Below are 24,489 nucleotides of genomic sequence, written 5' to 3'. Positions count from 1 at the left end.
GCTTTTTTTATCGGAAAAGACCATTCGACTGCTCTGCGTCACAGGCTTTGCGCATCCTCGCAGGAGCGTCTATTTTTCAAAGGCCCGGCCCTGTTGGTCATTGCGCTTAAACGCTTCACCTTTTGCAGCGGGCCCTTCGGTCCGAAACTGCCTTTCGCGCCCGAGGATCCAGCCATGAGTCAAGCCAGCAGCAGCCGCGTCAGCCGTGAACTACAAGGGCATGTCCTGCTGCTTGGGCTGGATCGGGTAGCCAAGCGCAACGCCTTTGATCTCGACCTGCTCAACGAACTGAGCCTGGCCTATGGCGAATTCGACCGCAACGAAGAAGCACGGGTGGCCGTGGTGTTCGGGCATGGCGACCACTTCACCGCCGGGCTGGACCTGATCAACGTCGCGCACACCATGGCCCAAGGCTGGCAACCGCCGCTGGGCGGATGCGATCCGTGGGGTGTGTTCGCCGGGCCCAGGGTCAGCAAACCGGTGATCGTGGCCGCCCAGGGCTACTGCCTGACCATCGGTATCGAATTGATGCTCGCAGCAGACATCAACCTGTGTGCCAGCAATACGCGCTTTGCGCAGATGGAAGTACAACGTGGGATCTTTCCTTTTGGTGGCGCCACCCTGCGCCTGCACCAGATTGCCGGCTGGGGCAACGCCATGCGCTGGCTGCTCACGGGTGACGAGTTCGATGCCCATGAAGCCCTGCGCCTGGGGCTGGTGCAGGAGGTCATGGCCAGCGAAGACCTGCTGCCCCGGGCGCTGGCGCTGGCCAACCGGATTGCCAGCCAGGCGCCGTTGGGCGTGCAGGCGACGTTGACATCGGCACGCCAGGCGCGAGATGAGGGCGAGACCGCTGCGGCGGCCGGGTTACCGGCGCTGGTGGAGAAACTGCTGGGCAGCGAGGATGCCAAGGAAGGGGTACGGGCGATGCTGGAGAAGCGGCCGGGGGTGTTCAAGGGGTTGTGAACAGACAGTGATGGCCTCATCGCCGGCAAGCCAGCTCCCACAGGGGGAGATCTTGGCCATGCAGAATAGCCACAGAACAAATGTGGGAGCGGGCTTGCCCGCGATGAGGCCAGTGCAGGCACCTAAGTCGCCGGCCGAACCGCCTTGATCAACGCCTGCAACGAATACCCCAGGCGCGGCGCCAGCGCCTCGGCCCGCGCAGAAACCGCCGCCAGGTCCAGCGTCTGGTCCAGGTCCGCCGGCACGATCAGGATCACATTGCCCTCCTTCACCGGCAACTCCCAGTAATGTCGATGATAAAGCCCACGCAACAACGCAGCGCCCAGGGGCTTGCCATCATCGGTGGCCCACTGGTTGATCACCAGCCAGCCACCCGGATTGAGCTTCTTCTGGCAGTTTTCCAGGAAAGTCCAGGCCAGGTGACCAACCCCCGGCCCGACATCGGTATACAAGTCGACGAAAATCAGGTCCGCCGGCTCCGCTGTCTCCAGCAATTCCAGGGCATCGCCAACACGGATGTACAGCCGTGGATCATCATCCAGCCCCAGGTATTCAATGGCCAGGCGCGGCACATCCGGGCGCAGCTCAATGGCCTCGACGTCTTCCAGCGGCAGGAACTTGAGGCAGGCCTGGGTCAGCGTCCCAGCCCCCAGGCCAAGAAACAGCGCACTTTCGGGCTGCTCATGGCACAAGGCGCCAATCAACATGGCACGGGTGTAGTCGTACTCCAGCCAACTTGGGTCGGCAGTGAACACACAGCTCTGTTCGATGGCATCGCCAAACTCGAGAAAGCGGTAATCAGCCACTTCCAGCACACGGATCAAGCCGAAGTCATCATGGACCTCAGCCAACAGGCGCTCGACGCGCTCCTCAGTCATTTCATCTCCTAATGGGCCCGGGCACGGGTTCAAGCCGCCTGGTACCAAGCGGGAAAGGCGCGATTGTCGGCCAAGCGGCGCCAGCAGGTCACGCACTAATTGCTGATAACATGCACGCTCCCGACATTCATTCGAGTTCACGATGAGCCAACCCTGGAGCCCCGACAGCTGGCGCGCCCTGCCGATCCAGCAACAACCCCGCTACCCCGACGCCGCGCACTTGCTGCAGGTCGAGCAGAGCCTGGCCAGCTACCCGCCGCTGGTGTTCGCCGGCGAAGCCCGGGAGCTGCGCCGCCAGTTTGCCGAGGTGACCCAGGGTCGCGCGTTCCTGCTGCAAGGTGGCGACTGTGCCGAGAGCTTTGCCGAGTTCTCTGCCGCGAAAATCCGCGACACCTTCAAAGTGTTGCTGCAGATGGCCATTGTCATGACGTTCGCCGCAGGCTGTCCGGTGGTCAAAGTCGGGCGCATGGCCGGCCAGTTCGCCAAGCCGCGCTCGGCCAACGATGAAACCATCGATGGCATCACCCTGCCCGCCTACCGTGGCGACATCGTCAACGGTATTGGTTTCGACGAGAAAAGCCGCGTCCCGGACCCCGACCGCCTGTTGCAGTCCTATCACCAGTCCACCGCCACCCTGAACCTGCTGCGCGCCTTCGCCCAGGGCGGTTTTGCCGACCTGCACCAGGTGCACAAGTGGAACCTGGACTTTATCGCCAACTCCGCCCTGGCCGACAAGTACAGCCAACTGGCAGACCGTATCGACGAAACCCTGGCCTTCATGCGCGCCTGCGGCATGGACAGCTCGCCACAATTGCGCGAGACCAGCTTCTTCACCGCCCACGAAGCACTGCTGCTCAATTACGAGCAAGCCTTCGTGCGTCGTGACAGCCTGACCAACGACTACTACGACTGTTCGGCCCATATGCTGTGGATCGGCGACCGCACGCGCCAACTCGATGGCGCGCACGTCGAGTTCCTGCGCGGGGTGAACAACCCGATCGGGGTCAAGGTCGGCCCGAGCATGAACCCCGACGACCTGATTCGCCTGATCGACATCCTCAACCCGGATAACGACCCCGGCCGCCTGAACCTGATCGCGCGCATGGGCGCCAACAAGGTCGGCGATCACCTGCCCAACCTGATCCGCGCCGTGCAGCGCGAAGGCAAGCAGGTGTTGTGGAGCAGCGACCCGATGCATGGCAACACCATCAAGGCCAGCAGCGGCTACAAGACCCGGGACTTCGCGCAGATCCTTAGCGAAGTGAAGGAATTCTTCCAGGTCCATGAAGCCGAAGGCACTTATGCCGGTGGGATTCATATCGAAATGACCGGGCAGAATGTCACCGAGTGCATCGGTGGCGCGCGGCCGATTACCGAGGATGGCTTGTCGGACCGCTACCACACCCATTGTGACCCGCGGATGAATGCCGATCAGTCGCTGGAGCTGGCGTTCTTGATTGCCGAGACGCTCAAGCAGGTCAAACGCTAGGGCAGGCGCGGCCTGATCCACCGCTATCGCGGGCAACCCCGACTCCCACCGTGGTCAATGTGGGAGCCGGGCGTGCCCGCGATAGCGCCCTATCTGCCAGCCTCCAGTGCCAGCATCGCCACCCGCAACCGGGTCGCGCTATGCCGCTGACAATTGATCTGCACCTGCTCCAACCCCAGCCAATCCGCCATCTGCCGCAAGCTCAATGCCAGCGCCAACATCCCCGCCTCGTCCAACCCCAGCTCTTGCTCGTGCACGGCATGTACCGCCAGCCGGCCATTGGCCCGCTCGGCGCGCAAGTCCACCCGTGCGGCGATGCGTTCGTTGTGCAGGAACGGCAGCACGTAATAGCCGTACACCCGCTTGTCCTGCGGGGTGTAGATTTCCAGGCGATAGCGAAAGTCGAACAGGCGCTCGGTACGGCTACGCTCCCAGATCAATGAATCAAAGGGCGACAGCAAGGCACTGGTCGCGACCTTGCGCGGGACGGTTGGCTCGGGCAGGCAATACGCTGGCTGTTTCCAACCCTGGACCTGGCACACCTGCAATTGCCCGTCCTCGACCAATTCGGCGAGGCGCCCACGACTGTCTGCTGGGTCCAGGCGAAAGTAATCGCGCAGGTCCTTTTCCGTAGCGATACCCAGCGCCGTCGCGGCATGCCACAGCAGGCCACGCTGGGCGCTGTGTTCGCTCAAGGGCGCCTGTTGCAGAATCGCCGCCGGGATGACCCGCTCCGGCAGGTCGTACAGGCGCTCGAAACCACGGCGCCCGGCCACCGTCACCAGGCCTGCGGCAAACAGCCATTCCAGCGCGTGCTTTTCATCACTCCAATCCCACCATGGCCCGGCGCGCTCTTCCCGGGTCGACAGGCTGCCCGCGCCCAACGCGCCCTGCTGCTCGACGATGGCCAGCACGCGGCGGATAGTAGCCTGTTGCTCGCGACCAAAACGCGCCATCTGCTGATAGATCCCCCGCCCCTCGGATGCGCGCTGCATGCGCCAGCGCATCAGTGGATAAAGGGCCATGGGCAGCAGCGAGGCTTCATGCCCCCAATACTCAAACAACGTGCGCTGGCGCCCCTGGCTCCAGGCCGCCTGCTCGAGCAACAACGGCGAGTAACGGCCCAGGCGGGAAAACAGCGGCAGGTAGTGGGAGCGCACCACGGCATTGACCGAATCAATCTGCAACACGCCCAGGCGCTCGATCACACGGTTAACCTGGGCGGCCTTGATCTGCGCGGGCGGCTGGCGCCCGGAAAAGCCTTGGGCCGCCAGTGCCAGGCGGCGCGCCTGCTTGAGGGAAAAACTCAGTTCTGCGGGCATGTACATCTCCTGATTGCGCCCGCGAACTGTAGCGCGATGCCGGTCATTTACCCAACGGGTCGTTCCAGAAATGGCGGTGGCGTTCCTGCTCGACATCGGCCCGGGTCAAGCCAATATCCTTGAGTGAGTCATCGCTCATTTGCGCCAGCACCTGACGCTCGCGCTGCATGGCGTACCAACGAAATACCCTTTGAAACAGCCCGGCGAATGGACGTCTCACCAGCAACACATAACCTTTTTGGCCTTTCATCATCTCGCCCTCCAGTGGGGATGACTAAAGTCTGTGCCCAGGACTATGATCAATCCAACGAATGTTTCTTATGCAATACATCTCTGAGATTGATCAATTGAACCACTACCCGAGCATCGATACCGACGTGCTGCGCACCTTCGTCGCCATCGCCGACCAAGGTGGCTTCACCCGCGCCGGCGAGAAAGTCAATCGCACCCAGTCGGCGGTGAGTATGCAAATGAAGCGCCTGGAGGAGGACGTGCTGCAACGCAAGCTGTTCGAGCGCGACGGCCGGCAGGTCCGGCTCACGCCCGAGGGCCAGGTGTTGCTGGGGTATGCGCGGCGCATCCTGAAGCTGCACAGCGAGGTGTTCAATACCTTGCGCGAGCCGCATATGGTCGGGCTGGTGCGCATCGGCACGCCGGACGACTACGTGATGCGCTACCTGCCCGGTATCCTCAAGCGCTTTTCCAAGGCCTACCCGCTGATCCAGATCGAGATGCACTGCGAAGGCACGCCAGTGCTGATGCAGCGACGTGACCTGGCGTTGACGGTGGTCAGCCGCGAACCGGGAAATGAAATCGGCGAACTGCTGCGCAACGAGCGCATGGTCTGGGTAGCGTCACCGTGCTTCTGCGTGGATGAACATGAGACCCTACCCCTGGCGATCGCCGGCCTGGACAGCTTTTGCACGCAATGGGCCCGCGCCTCGCTGGACGCCGTGGGGCGCGAGTACCGCCTGGCCTATCACAGCTCCAACGGCGCGGCGATCCAGGCAGTGGTCGGTGCCGGGCTGGCGGTGACGGTCATGATGGAAAGCCTGGTCACCGAAGACCTGCGCATACTTGGCAGCGACGAAGGTTTCGGCCCGCTGCATACGGTCAACCTGCGCCTGCTGCGCAACCCGAACATGACCTCGCCCATCACCGAATGCCTGGCCGAGTACATCCTCGACGGCTTCAGACTTTAAAGGTCAACATCACCGCGCACACCACCAGGAAGCCGCAGAACAGACCGCGCAGCAGGCGCTCTGGCAATGCGTGGGCGATTTTCACCCCCCAACTGATACTCAGCAGCCCACCGACCGCCAGGGGCACGCCGATCAGCCAGTCCACTTCCTGGTGCCATGCGTAGGTCACCAGGGTCACGCCGGTACTGGGCAAGGCCAGTGCCAGGGACAGGCCCTGGGCAACCACCTGGGTGGTGCCGAACACACTGGTCAAGACCGGCGTTGCAACCACCGCGCCGCCGACACCGAACAGGCCTCCCATGGATCCCGACGCCGCGCCCAACACACCCAGCCATGGCCAGGAATAGCGCATCTGCGCAGAAGGTGGCGCATTGCTGGTGACCATGCGCAACAGGTTGTATGCCGACAGGGCCAGCAAAAATGCGATAAAGCCAATGCGCATCACGCCCGCATCGATGCCCACCGCCCAGATCGACCCCAGCCAGGCAAAGCAAAAACCCGTGATTCCAAGAGGCAAGGCATGGCGCAGCTCAATGCGATTGCGCTGGTGATAACGCCACAACGCCAGCATCACATTGGGTACGACCATCACCAGCGCCGTGCCTTGGGCAATCTGCTGATCCAGGCCAAACAGCACGCCCAGCACCGGAATCGCGATCAGCCCGCCACCAATGCCAAATAGCCCGCCCACGGTACCCAGGGCTATGCCCAGCACCACATACATCGCCATATCCACCACAACCACACCCCTGCACTGTCTCAAGCCCTGCATGCTACGCAGTCCACTCTGGCATGGATACGCATAGCAACGCACAATGGCTATGCCAAATCCGCACAAGCGAGCGCCCTATGAGCCCCACTACCCTGACCGATCAACTGGGCCTGTTTCTCGATGTGCTGGAGGCCGGCAGTTTTTCCGCAGCGGCGCGACGCCATCCGCTGACCCCCTCCGCCGTGGCCCGGCGCATCGACAGCCTGGAAAGCGCCTTGGGCAGCCAACTGTTCCTGCGCAGCACCCATGCGGTATTGCCCACCCCTGCCGGGCTCGCGTTTGCCGAGCGCGCGCGGCGGATTGTGCGGGAGCTGCAATTGGCTCGGGCCGAGGCCGTGTCGCTGAGCCACGCGCCCGAAGGCCTGATTCGCGTGGACGCACCCGCCGCGTTTGGCCGGCGACACCTGGCGCCGGCAATTGCGGACTTCCTGACGGTCTACCCGGGCCTGGACGTACACCTGCATCTGATCGACAGCTTTGTCGACATGCAGGGCGAGCACCTGGGCAAGGTGGACCTGGTGCTGCGCGCGGGGCATATCGTCGACACGCGGTTGATCGCCACACCCTTGGCCAGCATTGTGCGAATCGCCTGTGCCAGCCCGACCTACCTGAAAAACCGTGGCACACCGACCCATCCCAGCCAGCTCAACGAACACGACGGCCTGGATTGGGAAGGCCTGGCGCCGATGTTCGCCTGGCGCTTTGAACTTGATGGGCGCAAGAACATTTACCGTCCGCAGCGTATCCGCATGAGTGCCAACAATGCCGAAGCCCTGCTGTCCGGTGCCCTGGCCGGGCTGGGCATCGCTCACCTGCCTACCTGGCTGGCCAGCGAATACCTGGTTCGCGGTGAACTGGTGCCGTTATTCTGCGAAAATGGCCTACCGACCGCAGAAAGTGCCGGCATCTACGCGCTGCGCCTGGAGCAGCAGGCCAACGCCCGCAGCCGCCTGCTGCTGGAGTACCTCAAGAGCCGTTTCAGCCCCGTCCCACCGTGGGATCTGGCGTTGCAAAGTGGCTGGGGCTGACTGCTGCTATAGCCACCGCCATCAACCCGGAGCAACTGTTCGCCGCTCATGTAGGCATCGGCCAGATTCCCGGTGGTTTTGGCCTGGATATCGACCTTTACGTATCCCTCCACGGACGGGAGTAAAACGAAGCGCAAAGCCTGGTGGACGCCGCGCATCAGGTCTGCCCGTACTCCAACGCGACCCGTGGCAATGTCGATGTGCGTTTGCATATCACCGTGTGACTGGCCAGCAGGCATAAAAAACCCGACTCTTGGCCGGGTTTTTTATCAGTAACGCCAGAATTACTTCTTGGCGCGACCTTTGTACGAACCACCTTCACGGGTGTCGATCTCGATCATGTCGTCGATTTCGATGAAATCAGCAACTTGCAGTTCGGTACCGTTAGCCAGCTTGGCAGGCTTCATCACTTTGCCCGAAGTGTCACCGCGAGCGGAACCTTCGGTGTAGGCAACCTTACGCACGATGGTGGTCGGCAGCTCTACGGAAACCAGACGCTCTTCGAAGAAAATAGCTTCGCAGACGTCGGTCATGCCTTCTTCGATAAACGGCAGAACGCCTTCGATATCTTCAGCGTTCAGTTCGTACATGGTGTAGTCGGTGGTGTCCATGAACGTGTAGGTGTCGCCGCTGATGAAGGACAGGGTCGCTTCCTTGCGGTCGAGGATCACGTCTTCCAGCTTGTCATCGGCACTGTAAACGGTTTCGGTCTTGTAACCGGTCAGCAGGTTCTTCAGCTTGGTCTTCATGATCGCGCTGTTACGGCCCGATTTGGTGAACTCAGCTTTTTGAACCAACCATGGATCGTTGTCGATCTTAATTACGGTACCGGGTTTCAGTTCTTTACCAGTTTTCATTGCATATATCCGAAATTTGGATGGGATTGACAAAAATCAAGGTGGCGTATCATATCCAATTTTCATAAAACTGTACCAGCGCCGTCGCAAGATCAGCCTGCGAGGCCTGTTCCAGACACCATTTCTCGGCATGCACGGTCAGTTCCGGCCAATGTTCAAGCACGGTTTCCCAGCTTGAGGCCATGTCGCTATCCGTGTTCCAGGCCTGCCATAGGGCAATCAGCGCAGTTTTCGCGGGTGCAGACAGGTCCTGGGTGTACAGCGCGAGGAACGCATCGAGCTTGTCCAGGTGAATGTCTTCATCCTGGCGGTAGATATGCCATAGCAACGGGCGCCCAGCCCATTGCGCGCGCACAAAGGAGTCTTCACCGCGCACGGCATTGAAGTCGCAGCACCACAGCAAGCGGTCGTACTGCTCCTGGCGCACGAACGGCAGCACCTGCACCGTCAGCATACCGCGCACATGAATATCCCCTGCCGCCAATGCCTCCACTCCCAGCCAGCGCTGCACATCGCCGAGGATGCGCCCTTCCGGCACGAGCAGATGGGTGGCTTGCCCGTCCGCTGTCAATACCTGCAGCCAACTGGCCAGGCCGGCATTTTCGTAGGCAAACAGCGAGATCAACCGCGCGCCCACCGCCGGAAAAACACCCAAGCACTGTAGGAACTGTTGCTGGGCCTGGGGATCACCCTGAAACGCCTGACGCCGCTCGATCAACCCGGCCTCACGCAGCAAGCCGCCTGTGCCCGGACGGAAGCCTGGAAAGAAGAAGTACTTTTGCACGCCCTTGAACTTGACCGATGGCAGACCGTGACAGCCTACCACCCACTCCTCGGCACTCAGGTAATCCAGGTTCATCCACAACGGCATGCGCTCGCGGGCTGCCATGGCCTCCATGTAGTCCGGTGGCAATTGGCAGGCGAAGGCGGCGATCACCACGTCCGCCGTCGGCGTGGCCGGCCAGTCTGCGGGCCAGTGGCGCACATCCACACCCTCGCGCCACTGCTGCGCCAACTGCACATCCACCTCGGGGCACATGCGCTCGAATGCCCGCAGGTCATCGACCCACAGTCGCACCGCACAGCCCTGTTCTGCCACCAGTTGCCGGGCCAGGCGCCAGGTCACGCCAATGTCGCCGTAGTTGTCGACGACGCTGCAAAAAATATCCCAGCGGGCTTTCATTCCGGGCTCCATCAGTCAAAGGCTCGATTGTCCGCATAAATGCCGCCAGGCAGAAGGGTTGATCGCGATTATTCTGCACACAGGCTGTGCGACAATCCAAAGCTTGCCGCAACCGCCCGCCAGGAGGCCGTCATGTCCGATCGTCCGTTGTCGATGTTCAAACTCAGTATTGCCGTGGCCCTGGGCCTGTGGCTGGGCTTTGTCGCCATCGCGCTGACAGGCTGGCTGGCCTCGCGCTACCTGCTTGAACAACCCTTGGCCGCCGTCACCCAGGCCGCTCAACAACTGGGCAAGCCGCCAGCCGCAACCCCAGAGCCGCCAAACCGGATGTTCGAGCAATACCAGCAAAACCTGCACAAGCAGGAACAACAACAGGCGCTGGATCAGGCCCGGGACAACCCGCGCAACCTGGCCAACCCCAAATGCCAGTTCTGGCTCCAGCAGGACCAGAACGCCCCCAACGACAAGAGCCGGGCCAACGTCCTGCAATTTTGTGATTGAGCTGTAAGCCCCCATGAATAAACACGCCGTCCTCCAGTTGATCCTGGAAAAACTCGCCGCCGACCTGGATGTGGCGCAACGCGCCGCGCAAACCGCCTATGAAACCGCAACCCACGAAGAAAACATCGCCGAGAACAAGTACGACACCCTGGGCCTGGAAGCCTCTTACCTGGCCGCCGGGCAAGCCAAGCGCGTCGAGGAAATCAAACAGTCACTGGTGGTGTGCCAGAACCTCAACCTGCGGCCCTACGAGGAACAACGGGGGATCGAGGTGGGCGCCCTGCTCGGCCTGGAAGATGACAACGGCCGTCAGCAATGGCTGTTCCTCGCGCCGGACGCGGCAGGCCTGAAAGTCTATGTAGTGGGGCAGTTGGTGACCGTCATCACCCCTCGCTCGCCGCTGGGCAAAAGCCTGCTGGGCAAGTTCGAGGGCGATGAGGTGGAGATTCTGGTGGCAGGCGCCCGGCAACAATTCGTGGTGACCGAGGCCCGCTAGGCCGATCAGTGAACCGGCAGTTCAACGCCGTCGAACAGTTCTTCGAGTTCCTGCTTGTTATGGCACTGGATCGCCTTGGCCATGACTTCACGGGTCAGGTGTGGGGCGAACTTCTCGATGAAATCGCACATGAAGCCGCGCAGGAACGTGCCCCGACGGAAGCCGATCTTGGTCACGCTGGACTCGAACAGTTCGCTGGCATCCAGCACCACCAGGTCGCTGTCGAGCTTGGTGTCGACGGCCATCTTGGCCACGATGCCGACGCCCAGGCCCAGGCGCACGTAGGTCTTGATCACGTCGGCATCAGCCGCAGTGAACACTACTTTTGGCGTGAGGCCGCGATGGCTGAAGGCTTCGTCGAGTTTGGAGCGGCCGGTGAAGCCGAACACATAGGTCACAATCGGGTATTCCGCCAGCGCTTCTAGGGTCAGCTTCGGCAGTTTGGCCAGTGGGTGGCCCTGGGGCACCACGACGCAGCGGTTCCAGCGATAGCACGGCATCATCACCAGGTCACCGAACAGCTCCAGGGCTTCGGTGGCGATGGCGAAGTCGACGGTGCCATCAGCCGCCATCTCGGCGATCTGCATCGGCGACCCCTGGTGCATGTGCAGGGCCACGTCCGGGTACTGCTTGATGAACGAACTGATCACCGGCGGCAGCGCGTAACGGGCCTGGGTGTGGGTGGTGGCAATCGACAGGGTGCCTTTTTTCTCGTTGGAAAATTCCTGGGCGATCTGCTTGATGCTTTCGACCTTGCGCAGGATTTCGCCGGCAGTGGTGATGATGCGCTCACCGGCAGGCGTGACACGGGTCAGGTGCTTGCCGCTGCGGGCGAACACTTCGACGCCCAATTCATCTTCGAGCAGGCGGATCTGTTTACTGATACCCGGTTGCGAGGTGTAGAGGCTTTGAGCCGTGGCGGAAACGTTGAGGTCGTGGTGCGCCACTTCCCAGATGTAGCGCAGTTGTTGAAGCTTCATATGTGTCCCTCAAAGCAGATAGACGCCACGGATATCAGCGACGGTATATAACTATATTAAAGGTTGGATTGATAAATCTAGAACTTTTTATCGTTTACGCCCCATCACACATCTTCACTGCGTCGACGCTGCAACAAAGGCACCAGATACACCGGCACCTGGGACAACTGCAACACCCGCGCCGCCGTCCGCCCCAACGGGGTCGAGATTCCTGCGCCCTGGCTATGACTTCCTACGATCAACAAATCGACCGAGAGTTTCTGCGCCTGGTCGAGAATCACTTGGGCGGGGTCCCCCTGGATCACCCGCACCGAACGAATCGCCTGCAAGTCCTGCTCGCCGTCCTGCAACTCTTCACGAAAACTGTCCAGCACCCGCTGTTCGATGCTCGCCATTACCGTGTTCAGCCCCTGGCTCTGCCATTCGCTCAAGGCCTGCTCATCAAGATAGGTTTGCAGCACCGATTCTGCGAACAGTCCGATCGGCTCCACCACATGAATCACATACAGGTCCGCCTTGAACGTACGCGCCATCGCCAGCGCATGTTGCATCACGTAAGGCGCATACACACCCAGGTCTGAGGCATACAACATCGACCGAATCATAGAACCTCCTGGACTGCCAGGATGGCGGGGATTGTTTCAGCTTAGCAGCGCCTCCGCGACTGCGATGAACTTAGCTCTGGACCTGGACTTTGGGCTCATTGCTCACGCCATGGGGCACATGTCCGGTGGCCACGACCTCCCTGGCTTTTTCGCAATGGCCGGCCTGGTCGTCAAAAAAAACATCGGCAGCGAACGCTTCTAGGAACGCTGATTTTTCCAGGCCGCCGAGAAACAGCGACTCGTCCAGGCGGATATCCCACTCACGCAAGGTGCGGATCACCCGCTCGTGGGACGGCGCCGAACGTGCCGTCACCAGCGCCGTGCGGATCGGGCATGACTCATCGGGGAACTCGCGCTGCAACAGATTGAGGGCCGCCAGGAATCCCTTGAATGGCCCACCCCGTAGCGGTTCGCGGGCCGCTTGCCGCTCGCTGGCCTGGAAGGCTTCCAGGCCGCCACTTTGGTAGACGCGCTCGGACTCGTCGGAGAACAGCACCGCGTCACCGTCAAAGGCAATCCGCAGCTCGGCACTGGACGCGCGACGGGCGCCGCCGGACAAAATGGTCGCTGCCGCAAAACCGGCATCCAGCGCGCTGCGCACATCTTCGGCGTGAGTCGAGAGAAACAGGTGGCTGCCAAACGCCGCCAGATAAGGGTGGGGGTTACGCCCACCGACAAAGGCTGCGCGGGAAATATCCAGGCCGTAGTGCTGGATCGAATTGAACACGCGCAGGCCGGTATCGGCACTGTTGCGCGACACCAGCACCACTTCGACCCGCGCACGGCCGAGGCTGGCATTGAGGGTCAGGAGTTTCTTGACCAGAGGGAAGGCATCCCCCGGCTCAAGGATTTCTTCCTCGTGGTCGATCTGGTATTTACGGTAGGCCTCGACGCCCTGGGCCAGGTAAACCTTATGGCTTTCGCCCAGGTCGAACAGGGCCCGCGAGGAAATCGCCAGTACCAGTTTGTCGCTCATGCCTTTGGCCATGTCTGTTCCTCAGCTCTTGCGTCGATCAATAAAGCCCAAGGCCTGATACAGCGCCTGCATCCGCGGCAATTGGCAGCCGGCGGCCCGGGCGGCGGCCAGCGGGCGGGCGTAGATCGCGGCCAGTTCCAGGGGGCGCTGGTGCAGGTGATCGTGATACATGCTGGGCCAGTAGTCCGTCAAACGCTCGGTCATGCTGAACATTTGCTCAGCGTAGCCCGGCGCGATCTCATGGCCGCACGCCTGGGCGCCCTGCACCACTTCGGCCATCAGGCCCTGGATCAACTCCCGACTGGATTCGTCGGCCATCAACTGCGAGGTATTGGCACCGAGCAACACCGACAGGCCGTTGTAAGGCACATTCCACACCAGTTTATGCCAGCGCGCCTGGTCCAGGTCTGGCATGGCCTGGGAGTCGATCCCGGCCTGGCGGAACAGGCCCGCGCCCTCCTCGACAATCGCCTGGCGGCGTACAGCATCATCCGTCGCATTGCCGCTGTGATAGCCAAGGCTGACCCGGCCCATGGCCTGGTGCTCGACAATCCCCGGCCCGGAACGGTGCACGCAGATGTAACAAAGCCCGCCAAGCAAATGCAGGGACGGCGGCAGATGCTCGCGCAGGCCATCTTCGACACCCAGGCCATTTTGCAACAGGACAACCTTGGCATCGGGCGCCGCCACCTGGGCAATGGTTGGCGCCAGTTCAACGTTGCCGGTGGTCTTGGTGCCCACCAACAGCCAGTCGCAAGGCGGCATGTCGGCCGCATTGGCGTAGGCCTGGACCGGGTGCAGGCTCAACGCGCCATGCACCGCGCTATTAAGTTGCAAGCCGCGCTCACTGACCGCTGCGAACTCACTGCGCAGCAGGAAATGTACGTCGAACCCGGCGCGCGCCAGCATCAACCCGTAAAACCCACCGATGGCACCGGTGCCGATAATCCCAATGCGTGGCCCTGGCTCAACTGCATTCGTCATGGCAACTCCTCTGGTTCCTGTTTGAGCGCCTCATCTATAGCGGCACTGAGCTCGCCGGCGTTCAGGCCAACCTGTAGCGCACCGTGCAGTTGACCCTCGCACACTACAAATATGGCCGGCAAATGAAAGATCCCGTAACGCTGCACTGCGCCACCATTATGCCCAGCGTCGACCCAGCAGATGCGCGCAACCGGCAGGTTCCACCCCGGCATCTGTTGGCGTGCCCAGCGGCAACTGGCACAGCCAGCGCCGGTAAATACCAGCAGTGAAGCGCCAGGTAGCGCCCACAACTGCTGGTCGATATCCAAATCCGTCAATTCAAACGCTTTCACTCGATCTGCACCACGACCTTCAACCAGGCAACACACTATCAGGCCGCACGACAACGCGCGCAATTGCCCATTGTCGAGCAGGCTTGTACGCGCTAAGGTTCGGCTCCCCGCTGCATTTAAATCATGCTGTGCTCCGCCGCACGGGGTTCGCTGGCGGCCGGCACCCGTGACCCTGACGAGTAACACGATGGCTGATTTACCGATCAACGACCTAAACGTCGAATCCAACGAGACCCTGATCACGCCCGATCAGCTCAAGCGCGAAATCCCTTTGAGCGACGCTGCCCTGCAGACCGTCACCAAGGGCCGCGAAGTCATTCGTGACATCCTCGACGGCACTGACCACCGCCTGTTCGTGGTGATCGGCCCTTGCTCGATCCACGACCTCAAGGCTGCCCACGAGTACGCCGAGCGCCTCAAAGTGCTGGCGGCGGAAGTGTCCGACACCCTGTACCTGGTGATGCGCGTGTATTTCGAGAAGCCGCGCACTACCGTCGGCTGGAAAGGCCTGATCAACGATCCGTACCTGGACGACTCGTTCAAGATCCAGGACGGCTTGCACATCGGTCGCAAGCTGCTGCTGGACCTGGCTGAAATGGGCCTGCCAACGGCCACCGAAGCCCTGGACCCGATTTCCCCGCAATACCTGCAGGACCTGATCAGTTGGTCGGCGATCGGTGCGCGTACCACCGAATCGCAAACCCACCGCGAAATGGCCTCTGGCCTGTCCTCGGCCGTGGGCTTCAAGAACGGGACCGATGGCGGCCTGACCGTGGCGATCAACGCGCTGCAGTCGGTTTCCAGCCCGCACCGTTTCCTGGGGATCAACCAGGAAGGTGGCGTGTCCATCGTCACCACCAAGGGCAACGCCTATGGCCACGTGGTACTGCGTGGCGGCAATGGCAAGCCCAACTATGATTCGGTCAGCGTGGCCCTGTGCGAACAGGCCCTGAGCAAGGCGAAGATCAAGCCGAACATCATGGTCGATTGCAGCCACGCCAACTCCAACAAGGACCCGGCCCTGCAGCCGCTGGTGATGGAGAACGTGGCCAACCAGATCCTGGAAGGCAACCAGTCGATTATCGGCCTGATGGTCGAGAGTCACCTGAACTGGGGCTGCCAGGCGATTCCAAAGGATCTGGCCGACCTGCAATACGGCGTATCGATCACCGATGCCTGCATCGACTGGTCCGCCACCGAGACCACCCTGCGCAGCATGCACGCCAAGCTCAAGGACGTATTGCCCAAGCGCAAACGCACCTGACGCACACAAAAACGCCGGGCTAAGCCCGGCGTTTTTTTATGCCTGCATGCTGGCTTTTACAGCTTCGCGGCGTGGCGCTGGTGGCGCTCCATGTAGCGCTCCACGTAGGAGCAGGACGGGATTACCGTATAGCCCATGCTCTCGGCGTATTGCAGCGCCTCTTCGGTCAACGCAGCGGCAATGCCACGCCCACGCAGGGCATTGGGCACAAACGTGCGGTAGATATCCAGGGTCTGCTTCCCCAGGTCCATGTAGGTCAGATAGGCACGATGACCGTCCACATTGGTCTCGAACTGATGACCAGCCTGGTCATGGTGGATGGACAACGCCTCGCTCATCACTACTCCTCGCGGGTCTTGGTTTCTGACCCCTACCTTACCGATGTTTTTCCGGCGAAGGAACATCTACGCCACCCCGTGCCGGTTTCGACAACGAGAAAAGCCCTACAGTACTCACGCCCCGCACCAAGGAATAGTAGGCACCAATCCTGTCATTGCTCAAGAGACGCTCGTCAACCATCGGGCTGGCGGACATAGAAAGGGCTGATCGAACATCCTGTGGTCGATAGCCTGAACATTGCCGACAGTTGAAGCTTGAGACGAACCACCGCTTTTAAAGTCACCTCTACATGCGCGAAAGATGCCCATCAGCGTCTGGACAATCTGAACAATAGTATTGGCGCAGATATATAAATTGACATCGACTTACAACGTTTAACACTTGCCAGGCGGCGCTTTCAGCCTGGATCCAATCTTTGACCGCGCAGCAAAAACTGGATATTTTTTATACAAACTCGCTAAAGATTAGCCAAAATAGATTCGGCACAAGAATTTTTTTTGCTTCTTGCGCTACGTCAGTTTACTTACTACAAGTAATGGGTAGTATGTACGCCGGCTATTAGCTCACTCTGAGATACTAGCCATTAAATAGAAAGTCCTTGAAGGGGAACACGATGAACAACGTTCTGAAATTCTCTGCTCTGGCTCTGGCCGCAGTTCTGGCTACCGGTTGCAGCAGCGTCTCCAAAGAAACCGAAGCTCGTCTGACTGCAACTGAAGACGCAGCAGCTCGCTCCCAGGCTCGTGCAGACGAAGCCTACCGTAAAGCTGATGAAGCTCTGGCTGCTGCTCAAAAAGCACAACAGACTGCTGACGAAGCTAACGAGCGCGCTCTGCGCATGCTTGAAAAAGCTAGCCGCAAGTAATAATCCTTCGGGGTTGTTATCAAGCCGATCCATTTTTGGATCGGCTTTTTATTGCCCGGGATTGGGCTTCAGATTCCAGGCAATAAAAAGCCCGCCAGGGGCAATCCGTGGCGGGCTTCGTCTGGCACCAGTCACTACTGCTGCAGATCGACCGGCATGCTACTGACCATCGGCGCCGTGCCCGGCTCGCCGATTTGCGCAGGCAAGCCATCTTCGGCCGCCACCACATCACGCACCTCATCCCAGTTGACCCGCAGGTTATTGGCCAGGTCTTCACGCTTAAGCATGGCGTTGATCACAGCGGTGTGCTTGTCGACCACCGACGGCGTACCGTCGTCATTCAAGGGCGCGTGCGCCTCCAGGTAGACCTTGCCGCCGCTGATACCGAACTTGTAGGCATCATTGATGATCCGCACAGGCGTGCCCACCGGAACCATCTTGGCCATCTCCAGCACGTTGCTGTTGAACATGCGGAAGCAGCCATGGCTGGTACGGGTGCCGATGCCGAACTTCTTGTTGGAGCCATGAATCAGGTAGCCCGGCGTCCCCAGGGTGAACTTGAACGGACCCAGGGGGTTGTCGGGACCGGCCGGTACCACGTTGGGCAGCGGGTCGCCGTCTGCCGCGTGCTCGGCCTTGATCGACGCGGGCGGGGTCCAGGTCGGGTTGGGGGTCTTGGCAATGATGCTGGTATGGGCAATCGGCGAGCCCCAGCCTTCACGACCGATCCCCAACGGGAAGGTGTACACCACGTCCTGGCCCTTGGGGTAGTAGTACAGACGGTACTCGGCCAGGTTGATCACGATGCCTTCCCGGGGCCCCGGTGGCAAAATGAAACGGGTCGGCAGCACAATCTCCGCCCCAGCCCCCGGCAACCAGGCATCCACGCCGGGGTTGGCCGCGACCATCTCCGAATAGCCCAGGTCATAGGTAGCACCGAGGTCGGCAAAGGTGTCTTCGTACTTGGCCTTGATCACCTGGACCTGGCCGACAATGTCTTCACCCGGCGGCGGCAGGGGCAGTTGCAGGGCCGCGACAGGACCGGCTGCACACAAGGCAGCGAGAGACAGGCAACGGGTGACGACAGGCAAGCGCGACAACATCCGGAAAATCCTTCGCAGATCGACGGGGGTAAAATGGCGATTGTAGCGTGTACCTGCCCTTAAAGCTCGAAGCGCAGCTCAGGCCAGATAGGCGGCGTACCACGTTTTTGCGATTCGAGAATCGCCCGGCACAAGGGGCATAGGCGCTGGTCCTGGAAGATCGAGCGATCCACCGAGGACCAGCGGGGCTGGGCTGGCAGCAATGTGCCGCAGAGCGTCCGGTCGATGGTACCGCCCAGCTCCAGCTGGCGCGTCACCAGGTGTACCTTCACTTCCTGGCAGGCGAACAGATCCAACTGCTCGTCGGGCTCGATCAGTTGGTAGGCAAACAGGGACCAGGCGGGACGCGACGACATCGGGGGCTCCAAATCGGGGGCGCCACCTTAGCCGAAAGACCGCTGCTAGAAAAGCGTCATAACAGCGGTTTTAGCGTCGGCCAGACATTTTCCAGCAACTTGGCCTGGGCACCGACTGCCGGGTGCAGCTGATCAGCCTGCATCATGTCCGGATGGCCACCCACGCCCTCCAGGAAAAACGGCACCAGCGGGACGTTTTTTTCCTTGGCCAGCACACCATAGACCTCAGCAAATGCCGTGGTATATCGCGGGCCATAATTGGGCGGCAACTGCATCCCCAGCAGCAACACCTTGGCGCCACCGGCCTTGGACTGGTCAATCATCGACGCAAGATTTTGTTGCAATTGCGCTGGAGGCTGCCCGCGCAAGCCGTCGTTGCCGCCCAACTCGATCACCACCACGTCCGGCTTATGCTCTGCAAGCGCCGCCGGCAGCCGCGCCAAGCCTCCGGCGCTGGTGTCGCCGCTGATGGAGGCATTGACCACCTTATCGTCGAAACCCTCCTTCTTGAGCCGTTGCTCCAGCAGTGCCACCCACCCTTTGCTGGTATCCAGGCCGAAACCGGCACTGATACTATCGCCAACGATCAGGACAGTACCCGCCGCTGCGTTCTGGGCCATGCACATCAGGGCCAGGCCAGCACTCAAAAACCATATTCGCATCGGATTCTCCATGGGCGCATGCATTCTCACCGCGCAGAACCTTAGCAAAGTGGTTCCCAGCGCGGAAGGTGAACTGACCATCCTGCACGAACTGAGCCTGGAACTGAACAAGGGCGATAGCCTGGCTATCGTCGGCAGCTCCGGTTCCGGAAAATCCACGCTCCTTGGCCTGCTGGCCGGGCTCGACCTGCCCAGCAGCGGTGAAGTAACCCTCGCCGGCCAGGCGCTGAGCGTCCTCGATGAGGACCAGCGGGCACGTATCCGTGCCGAACACGTCGGTTTTGTGTTCCAGTCATTCCAACTGCTCGACAGCCTCAATGCCCTGGAAAACGTCATGCTGCCCCTGGAACTGGACGGTCGCAAGGATGCCCGCGAACGCGCCCGGCACTTGCTCGAGCGGGTCGGCCTGGGCCAGCGCCTGACCCATTCGCCCCGCCAGCTTTCCGGTGGCGAACAACAGCGAGTCGCGATTGCCCGGGCGTTCGCGGCCGAGCCGGACGTACTGTTTGCCGATGAACCCACCGGCAACCTCGACAGCCATACCGGCGAGCGCATCAGCGACCTGCTGTTCGAGCTCAATAAAGAGAACGGCACCACCCTGGTGCTGGTGACCCACGACGAGCGCCTGGCCCATCGCTGCCGACGCCTGATCCGCCTTGAAGCCGGCCTGATGGTCGAGCCCCTGGAGCCTTGATGGCACGATTGCCGCTGTTGCGTCTGTTCAGCCTTGCCCTACGCCAATTACTGCGCGATGCCCGCGCCGGTGAATTGCGTGTGCTGTTCTTCGCCCTGCTGGTGGCGGTGGCCGCCAGCACTGCCATCGGCTACTTCGGTGCACGGCTCAACGGTGCGATGCTGCTGCGCGCCACCGAGTTCCTTGGCGCCGACCTGGTGCTGGAGGGCAGTTCCCCAGCCCGTCCCGAGCAGATAATCAGCGGCACACAACTGGGCCTGACGCACGCCAGAGTGGTGGAATTCTCCAGCGTTATCGCCACTGACAACGGCATTCAGTTATCGAGTATCAAGGCGGTCAACGAGCAGTACCCGCTGCGCGGCCAACTGAAAAGCGCGGCCGAACCCTTCGCCGAAGAAACCTCGGGCGGCGGGCCGAAAGCCGGCGAGGCCTGGGTCGAGGCACGCCTGCTGACGGCACTGGACCTGAAAGTCGGCGACAGTATCGATGTCGGCATGAAAACCCTGCGCCTGGCCCGGGTGCTCACCTATGAGCCGGACCGGGCCGGCAACTTCTATAGCCTCACCCCACGGGTGATGATCAACCTGGCCGACCTTGAGGCCACCGGCGTAGTCCAGCCGGGCAGCCGGGTCAGCTACCGCGAACTGTGGCGCGCGCCACAAGCCAGCACCGCCCTGCAAACCTACCGCGATCAGATCACCCCGGGGCTGGCCGCCAACCAGCGCCTGCAAGACGCCCGGGACGGCAACCAACAGATCGGCGGCGCCCTGGGCAAGGCCGAGCGCTACCTGAACATGGCCAGCCTGGTCGCTGTGCTGTTGTCCGGGGTGGCTGTGGCCTTGTCGGCAAACCGCTTTGCCAGCCGCCGCTTCGACGCCAGTGCGCTGTTGCGCTGCCTGGGTCTGTCGCGCCGGGAAACCATGCTGCTGTTCAGCCTGCAACTGACCGTCCTGGGCTTGCTGGCCAGCCTCGCCGGTGCGGCGCTGGGTTGGCTCGCGCAACTGGGCCTGTTTTACCTGTTGCATGATCTGCTGCCGGCAGACGTGCCACCCGGCGGATTGCTGCCCGCTGTCGCCGGCATCGGTACCGGGCTGGTGGCCCTGGCCGGCTTCGCTTTGCCGCCATTGGCCGCCCTGGGCCGAGTGCCGCCGCTGCGGGTTCTGCGCCGCGACTTGCTGCCGATCCCCTCCAGTACCTGGATGGTGTATGGCGCGGCATTGTTTGCCCTGGGCCTGATCATGTGGCGCTTGAGCCTGGACCTGGTGCTGACCTTCGCCCTGCTGGGCGGCGGGGTGATCGCCGCGCTGATCCTCGGTGGCCTGCTGCTGTTGCTGCTGCAAAGCCTGCGCCGCCTGCTGGCGCGCGCCGCCCTGCCCTGGCGCCTGGGGCTGGGCCAGTTGTTGCGTCACCCGCTGGCGGCGGCGGGCCAGTCCCTGGCATTTGGCCTGATCCTGCTGTCGATGGGCTTGATCGCCCTGCTGCGTGGCGAGTTGCTCGACACCTGGCAGAACCAGTTGCCCAAGGATGCACCCAACTATTTCGCCCTCAACATCCTGCCGGCCGACAAGGATGCCTTCGGTGCTCGCCTGCTTGCACTGCAGGCCCAGGCCGCGCCCTTGTATCCGGTGGTGCCGGGGCGCCTGATCAGCATCAACGGTGAGCCGGTGCAGGAAATAGTCAGCAAGGATTCCAGTGGCGATCGTGCGATACAACGGGACCTGAGCCTGACCTGGGCGGCGGACCTGCCCCCTGGTAACACCCTGACATCGGGCGCCTGGTGGGCGAATCAGCCGGGCGATGAAATACCTGGAGTATCGGTAGAAGCCAAGGTCGCCGAAAGCCTCAAGCTCAAGCTCAACGACCACCTGATCTTCACCGTTGGTGGGGAAAATCGTGAGGCTCGGGTCACCAGCCTGCGGGAAATCAACTGGGATAACTTCCAACCCAATTTCTTCATGATTTTCCAACCGGGCACCCTGAAGGACCTGCCGGCCACGTACCTGACCAGCTTCTACCTGGCCGCCGGGCATGACCAGCAGATCGTCGATCTGTCCCGGGCTTTCCCGGCAGTGACCATCCTGCAGGTCGAGGCACTGCTGGCCCAACTGCGCAGCATCCTGGCCCAGGTCACGCTGGCTGTGGAATACGTGCTGCTGTTCGTCCTGGCGGCGGGCATGGCGGTGCTGTTCTCCGGCCTGCAGGCCACCCTGGACGAGCGCATTCGCCAGGGTGCCCTGTTGCGCGCCCTGGGGGCGGAGCGCAAGTTGCTGGTCAAGGCCCGGCGTATCGAGTTCGGGCTGCTGGGGGCGGTCAGCGGACTACTGGCGGCGCTGGGTACCGAGTTGGTGACCCTGGTGCTGTATCGCTATGCCTTCGACCTGGTCTGGCACCCACACCCGTGGCTGCTGGTGCTTCCGCTGATCGGCGCCGTGCTGATCGGCAGTGCCGGGGTATTCGGCACCCGCCGCGCGTTGAACGCCAGCCCGCTGGCGGTACTGCGCGAAGGCTGAGGAAAAAACCGGCTCCCCTCTGGGAGCCGGGACGGCAATCTTGCAGGCGCCATCGCCGGCAAGCCGGCTCCTACGTGATGTACTCGATGCCGGTGATCCACCAGCACACTTCGCCGCCTGGCGTCTGCACAATGGCCTCATCGTCCACCTCCTTGCGCAACAGGGCCCTGGCCATGGGTGAGTCAATGGAGATGTAGTCCATGCGCTCATAGATCTCGTCATAACCCACGATCCGGAAACGCTTGGTCTCGCCCTGCTCGTTCTCGATATCCACCCAGGCCCCGAAGAACACCTTGCCCTCCTGCTCGGGCATGTACTCCACCACCCGCATGTCTTCCAGGCGCTTGCGCAGGTAACGCACCCGGCGATCGATTTCGCGCAGCAGCTTCTTGTTGTACTGGTAGTCGGCGTTCTCGCTGCGGTCTCCCAGCGAAGCGGCCCAGGTCACCTTGCGCGTAGTATCCGGACGCTTTTCTCGCCACAGGTAATCCAGCTCTTTCTTCAGCGCCTCATGACCTTCTTTGGTAATCAGCTTGGTACTCAAAAGCGTCACATCCCCAGGAAATATCCATTGGTTCAAACCAGCCTTGCATCAGCCACGGATGCACTGGCTGGCTGCCGGCAACCGGTCGGGTTTGATAATAAATGAACGCCAAAAAGTAGCCAGGCCTGATTCCCTCAGGTCAGTCGGCCCTAGGCACGTTGCCCGGCTCCTGCTCGACCTTTCCCACAGGAAACAAGGTTCCATCCAGGCGATAGAGCAACGCCTTTAGATCCCCCCTGAATCCCGACAATTGCCCCAGGCCATTCGCCAACTGTTCAGCCTGCTGTTGGGATGCCCTGTCATGGGCCTGTAGCCTGAACGACTCATCTTCCAGCTGTCGCGCCCAATCTTCCAGGCGCCGTTGTTCCGCCTCCTGCAACTGCGTATCCCGGACCAGATTTGCCTCGCGGCTATCCAAGGCTTCTGTACGCTGTTGCAAGGTAACTTCCTGGGCGCTGACTTGTTGGTGAGCCCGCTCCAATGTTGCTTTTTCCTGGAGCAACTGGCTGCGCTGTTCCTCCAACTCCTCCTGTTGCTGGAGCACCGCGCGCTTTTGCTGCGTCAACTCATGTGCCACTCGGGCCAGATTGGTCAGGGTGGTGTCTACTTCAACCAGGGTCGACTGATCCGCGACTACAGGTGGCCGCTCCTGCACCTGCTGAACGGGGGCGGTTGGCGTCGGCAATGGCAAGGACTCAACGGCCCGTATGGCGGGCACCACCACCGGCGGTTCTTCCTGGGACTCAGGCGGCAAGTCCTCCGCATGACTTGCTGTACCGGGTGGCGACACCATTTTTGATGAGAAGCGAATAGACGGCACAATCAACTCGGTGCTCTCAATCGCGGGCAAGCCAATGACTGACGTCCCAAGGGTGATCACCTTCATCACCAATGCTTTCTTGATCATCAGCGAATGGTGATCCTCCGGCCGAGCCGTCGGCAGCTTGCTGCCCTTCAGGTCGATGAAGTGATAAGGCACCTGCGACTCTGAGGCGTTGCCATCCTTAGCGCCAGATGCCGTGGCCAGGGTGATGATCTGCTTGAGGACGCTCATTGCCAGTTGCAGGCTCTCCTTGGACTCGATGCCTCCAAGAAAATACCGCTCGGCTTTTTTGCGCAAGGCGGCGAGATAGACCCGGGAGCTTCCGGGCTCGACCTCTTCATCCAGGCTATAGACAAGAAAGTTCGATGCGATTTGCGGTACCGCAAAACAACAGAGCAATGCACCGTTAACCGGGGAATCATGACCAGAGTGTTCAAGAACAAGAGTACGTAGAAGCATCATGAGTGTCGAACTCCATTACGGTAGTACTTCATATACACGCCATCTATAAAATCAAAAATCAACACCACACCAAGAGCAATGCAATTGTTTCAGCGAGTGATTGGGGCACATGTAGGACTTACCTTATTCGCGCGTCCTAGCGTTTCCAAGCGCCCCCATTGAACGTACCATTTTTTAACAATGCCGCAGATCAATACTTTTCATCTTAAACCTTTGGCAACTCGCAGCCTGAAGACACAGGTTAATTGAGGCCGTGTCCAACCTGGCGCGTCCTGGCAAACAACCAAGCAGAAAAG

General features: G+C 61.2%; 27 protein-coding genes and 1 pseudogene. 11 read left to right on the top strand and 17 right to left on the bottom strand.

The window, feature by feature from the left end; genetic code table 11:
• Positions 1-174 precede the first annotated feature (174 nt).
• Positions 175-966: a crotonase/enoyl-CoA hydratase family protein gene (locus tag HBO12_RS17600; RefSeq protein WP_169952637.1), complete on the top strand. Its 792-nt coding sequence runs from the start codon at positions 175-177 to the stop codon at positions 964-966.
• Positions 967-1,088: 122 nt separating this feature from the next.
• On the opposite strand, the gene HBO12_RS17595 is transcribed toward HBO12_RS17600, so the two are convergent.
• The gene (locus HBO12_RS17595) at positions 1,089-1,844 is read right to left on the bottom strand and encodes a spermidine synthase (protein WP_169952639.1); all 756 of its coding nucleotides are present in this window, start codon (positions 1,842-1,844) and stop codon (positions 1,089-1,091) included.
• Between the two features lie 142 nt (positions 1,845-1,986).
• Here HBO12_RS17595 and HBO12_RS17590 point away from each other — a divergent pair, with 142 nt between their 5' ends.
• A complete protein-coding gene (locus tag HBO12_RS17590; protein WP_170042818.1) occupies positions 1,987-3,333 on the top strand; it encodes a class II 3-deoxy-7-phosphoheptulonate synthase in 1,347 nt (448 codons plus the stop codon).
• Between the two features lie 89 nt (positions 3,334-3,422).
• Here HBO12_RS17590 and HBO12_RS17585 read toward each other — a convergent pair whose 3' ends face one another.
• Positions 3,423-4,655 (bottom strand): winged helix-turn-helix domain-containing protein, encoded by a 1,233-nt coding sequence (locus HBO12_RS17585; protein WP_170042817.1) that lies wholly within the window; start codon positions 4,653-4,655, stop codon positions 3,423-3,425.
• A 43-nt stretch (positions 4,656-4,698) separates the two neighbouring features.
• A complete protein-coding gene (locus tag HBO12_RS17580; RefSeq protein WP_169952645.1) occupies positions 4,699-4,905 on the bottom strand; it encodes a DUF1127 domain-containing protein in 207 nt (68 codons plus the stop codon).
• 70 nt (positions 4,906-4,975) lie between these two features.
• Here HBO12_RS17580 and HBO12_RS17575 point away from each other — a divergent pair, with 70 nt between their 5' ends.
• Entirely contained in the window at positions 4,976-5,857 is an 882-nt protein-coding gene (locus tag HBO12_RS17575; protein ID WP_169952647.1) for a LysR family transcriptional regulator, read from the top strand.
• Here HBO12_RS17575 and HBO12_RS17570 read toward each other — a convergent pair.
• The gene (locus HBO12_RS17570) at positions 5,847-6,596 is read right to left on the bottom strand and encodes a TSUP family transporter (protein WP_169952650.1); all 750 of its coding nucleotides are present in this window, start codon (positions 6,594-6,596) and stop codon (positions 5,847-5,849) included. The genes HBO12_RS17575 and HBO12_RS17570 overlap by 11 nt on opposite strands.
• A gap of 110 nt (positions 6,597-6,706) precedes the next feature.
• On the opposite strand from HBO12_RS17570, the gene HBO12_RS17565 reads away from it, so the two are divergent.
• On the top strand, positions 6,707-7,657 hold the full coding sequence (locus HBO12_RS17565) for a LysR family transcriptional regulator (protein ID WP_170042816.1): 951 nt from the start codon (positions 6,707-6,709) through the stop codon (positions 7,655-7,657).
• A pseudogene (locus HBO12_RS17560) lies at positions 7,654-7,881 on the top strand (OsmC family protein); the annotation flags it as partial. The gene HBO12_RS17565 and the pseudogene HBO12_RS17560, both read left to right, overlap by 4 nt.
• Before the next feature lie 60 nt (positions 7,882-7,941).
• Here HBO12_RS17560 and HBO12_RS17555 read toward each other — a convergent pair.
• Both HBO12_RS17555 and earP read right to left on the bottom strand, forming a co-directional pair.
• Complete coding sequence (locus HBO12_RS17555; protein ID WP_170042815.1) at positions 7,942-8,514, bottom strand: elongation factor P; 573 nt, start codon at positions 8,512-8,514, stop codon at positions 7,942-7,944.
• A 49-nt stretch (positions 8,515-8,563) separates the two neighbouring features.
• Positions 8,564-9,697, bottom strand: a complete 1,134-nt coding sequence (gene earP, locus HBO12_RS17550; RefSeq protein ID WP_170042814.1) for an elongation factor P maturation arginine rhamnosyltransferase EarP — start codon at positions 9,695-9,697, stop codon at positions 8,564-8,566.
• Between the two features lie 132 nt (positions 9,698-9,829).
• Between earP and HBO12_RS17545 the strand changes: the two genes are divergently transcribed.
• On the top strand, positions 9,830-10,198 hold the full coding sequence (locus tag HBO12_RS17545; RefSeq protein WP_170042813.1) for a hypothetical protein: 369 nt from the start codon (positions 9,830-9,832) through the stop codon (positions 10,196-10,198).
• Between the two features lie 13 nt (positions 10,199-10,211).
• Complete coding sequence (locus HBO12_RS17540) at positions 10,212-10,694, top strand: GreA/GreB family elongation factor (RefSeq protein ID WP_170042812.1); 483 nt, start codon at positions 10,212-10,214, stop codon at positions 10,692-10,694.
• A gap of 5 nt (positions 10,695-10,699) precedes the next feature.
• Here HBO12_RS17540 and cysB read toward each other — a convergent pair whose 3' ends face one another.
• From cysB to HBO12_RS17515, 5 genes are all read right to left on the bottom strand, one after another.
• On the bottom strand, positions 10,700-11,674 hold the full coding sequence (cysB, locus tag HBO12_RS17535; protein ID WP_010176165.1) for an HTH-type transcriptional regulator CysB: 975 nt from the start codon (positions 11,672-11,674) through the stop codon (positions 10,700-10,702).
• Positions 11,675-11,778: 104 nt separating this feature from the next.
• Positions 11,779-12,279, bottom strand: coding sequence for a universal stress protein (locus HBO12_RS17530; RefSeq protein ID WP_170042811.1), 501 nt, complete (start codon positions 12,277-12,279; stop codon positions 11,779-11,781).
• A gap of 70 nt (positions 12,280-12,349) precedes the next feature.
• Positions 12,350-13,267, bottom strand: coding sequence for a 5'-nucleotidase (locus HBO12_RS17525; RefSeq protein ID WP_169952665.1), 918 nt, complete (start codon positions 13,265-13,267; stop codon positions 12,350-12,352).
• Positions 13,268-13,276: 9 nt separating this feature from the next.
• Complete coding sequence (locus tag HBO12_RS17520; protein WP_170042810.1) at positions 13,277-14,239, bottom strand: putative 2-dehydropantoate 2-reductase; 963 nt, start codon at positions 14,237-14,239, stop codon at positions 13,277-13,279.
• Positions 14,236-14,571: a YbbN family protein gene (locus HBO12_RS17515; protein ID WP_346343187.1), complete on the bottom strand. Its 336-nt coding sequence runs from the start codon at positions 14,569-14,571 to the stop codon at positions 14,236-14,238. The genes HBO12_RS17520 and HBO12_RS17515 overlap by 4 nt, the downstream gene beginning before the upstream one ends.
• A 187-nt stretch (positions 14,572-14,758) precedes the next feature.
• On the opposite strand from HBO12_RS17515, the gene HBO12_RS17510 reads away from it, so the two are divergent.
• Positions 14,759-15,835: a 3-deoxy-7-phosphoheptulonate synthase gene (locus HBO12_RS17510; protein WP_099169512.1), complete on the top strand. Its 1,077-nt coding sequence runs from the start codon at positions 14,759-14,761 to the stop codon at positions 15,833-15,835.
• A gap of 56 nt (positions 15,836-15,891) precedes the next feature.
• Here HBO12_RS17510 and HBO12_RS17505 read toward each other — a convergent pair whose 3' ends face one another.
• Entirely contained in the window at positions 15,892-16,173 is a 282-nt protein-coding gene (locus tag HBO12_RS17505) for a GNAT family N-acetyltransferase (RefSeq protein WP_029297992.1), read from the bottom strand.
• A 614-nt stretch (positions 16,174-16,787) separates the two neighbouring features.
• On the opposite strand from HBO12_RS17505, the gene oprI reads away from it, so the two are divergent.
• On the top strand, positions 16,788-17,039 hold the full coding sequence (oprI, locus tag HBO12_RS17500; protein ID WP_003172710.1) for an outer membrane lipoprotei OprI: 252 nt from the start codon (positions 16,788-16,790) through the stop codon (positions 17,037-17,039).
• 134 nt (positions 17,040-17,173) lie between these two features.
• On the opposite strand, the gene HBO12_RS17495 is transcribed toward oprI, so the two are convergent.
• The 3 genes from HBO12_RS17495 to HBO12_RS17485 are packed head-to-tail and all read right to left on the bottom strand — an operon-like array spanning position 17,174 to position 19,160.
• Positions 17,174-18,142, bottom strand: coding sequence for a L,D-transpeptidase family protein (locus tag HBO12_RS17495; RefSeq protein ID WP_169952671.1), 969 nt, complete (start codon positions 18,140-18,142; stop codon positions 17,174-17,176).
• Positions 18,143-18,201: 59 nt separating this feature from the next.
• Positions 18,202-18,498 carry a hypothetical protein gene (locus HBO12_RS17490; protein WP_029297976.1) on the bottom strand — a complete coding sequence of 99 codons (297 nt, stop codon included), beginning with the start codon at positions 18,496-18,498 and terminating at the stop codon, positions 18,202-18,204.
• Between the two features lie 56 nt (positions 18,499-18,554).
• On the bottom strand, positions 18,555-19,160 hold the full coding sequence (locus HBO12_RS17485; protein WP_169952673.1) for an arylesterase: 606 nt from the start codon (positions 19,158-19,160) through the stop codon (positions 18,555-18,557).
• 10 nt (positions 19,161-19,170) lie between these two features.
• On the opposite strand from HBO12_RS17485, the gene HBO12_RS17480 reads away from it, so the two are divergent.
• Together HBO12_RS17480 and HBO12_RS17475 are read left to right on the top strand one after the other, a co-directional pair.
• Complete coding sequence (locus HBO12_RS17480; protein WP_029297972.1) at positions 19,171-19,854, top strand: ABC transporter ATP-binding protein; 684 nt, start codon at positions 19,171-19,173, stop codon at positions 19,852-19,854.
• Positions 19,854-22,364, top strand: coding sequence for an ABC transporter permease (locus HBO12_RS17475; RefSeq protein WP_170042809.1), 2,511 nt, complete (start codon positions 19,854-19,856; stop codon positions 22,362-22,364). The genes HBO12_RS17480 and HBO12_RS17475 overlap by 1 nt, the downstream gene beginning before the upstream one ends.
• 70 nt (positions 22,365-22,434) lie before the next feature.
• Here the strand turns inward: HBO12_RS17475 and greB are convergent, their stop codons facing one another.
• Positions 22,435-22,908 (bottom strand): transcription elongation factor GreB, encoded by a 474-nt coding sequence (gene greB / locus HBO12_RS17470; protein ID WP_169952677.1) that lies wholly within the window; start codon positions 22,906-22,908, stop codon positions 22,435-22,437.
• A 139-nt stretch (positions 22,909-23,047) separates the two neighbouring features.
• Positions 23,048-24,193 carry a hypothetical protein gene (locus HBO12_RS17465; protein WP_178123759.1) on the bottom strand — a complete coding sequence of 382 codons (1,146 nt, stop codon included), beginning with the start codon at positions 24,191-24,193 and terminating at the stop codon, positions 23,048-23,050.
• Positions 24,194-24,489 lie beyond the last annotated feature (296 nt).

The sequence above is a fragment of the Pseudomonas sp. WS 5059 genome (assembly GCF_012985525.1).
Lineage (GTDB): Bacteria > Pseudomonadota > Gammaproteobacteria > Pseudomonadales > Pseudomonadaceae > Aquipseudomonas.
The sequence above is the reverse complement of the archived record's forward strand: the minus strand, read 5'-3'. Positions and strand labels throughout refer to the sequence as shown.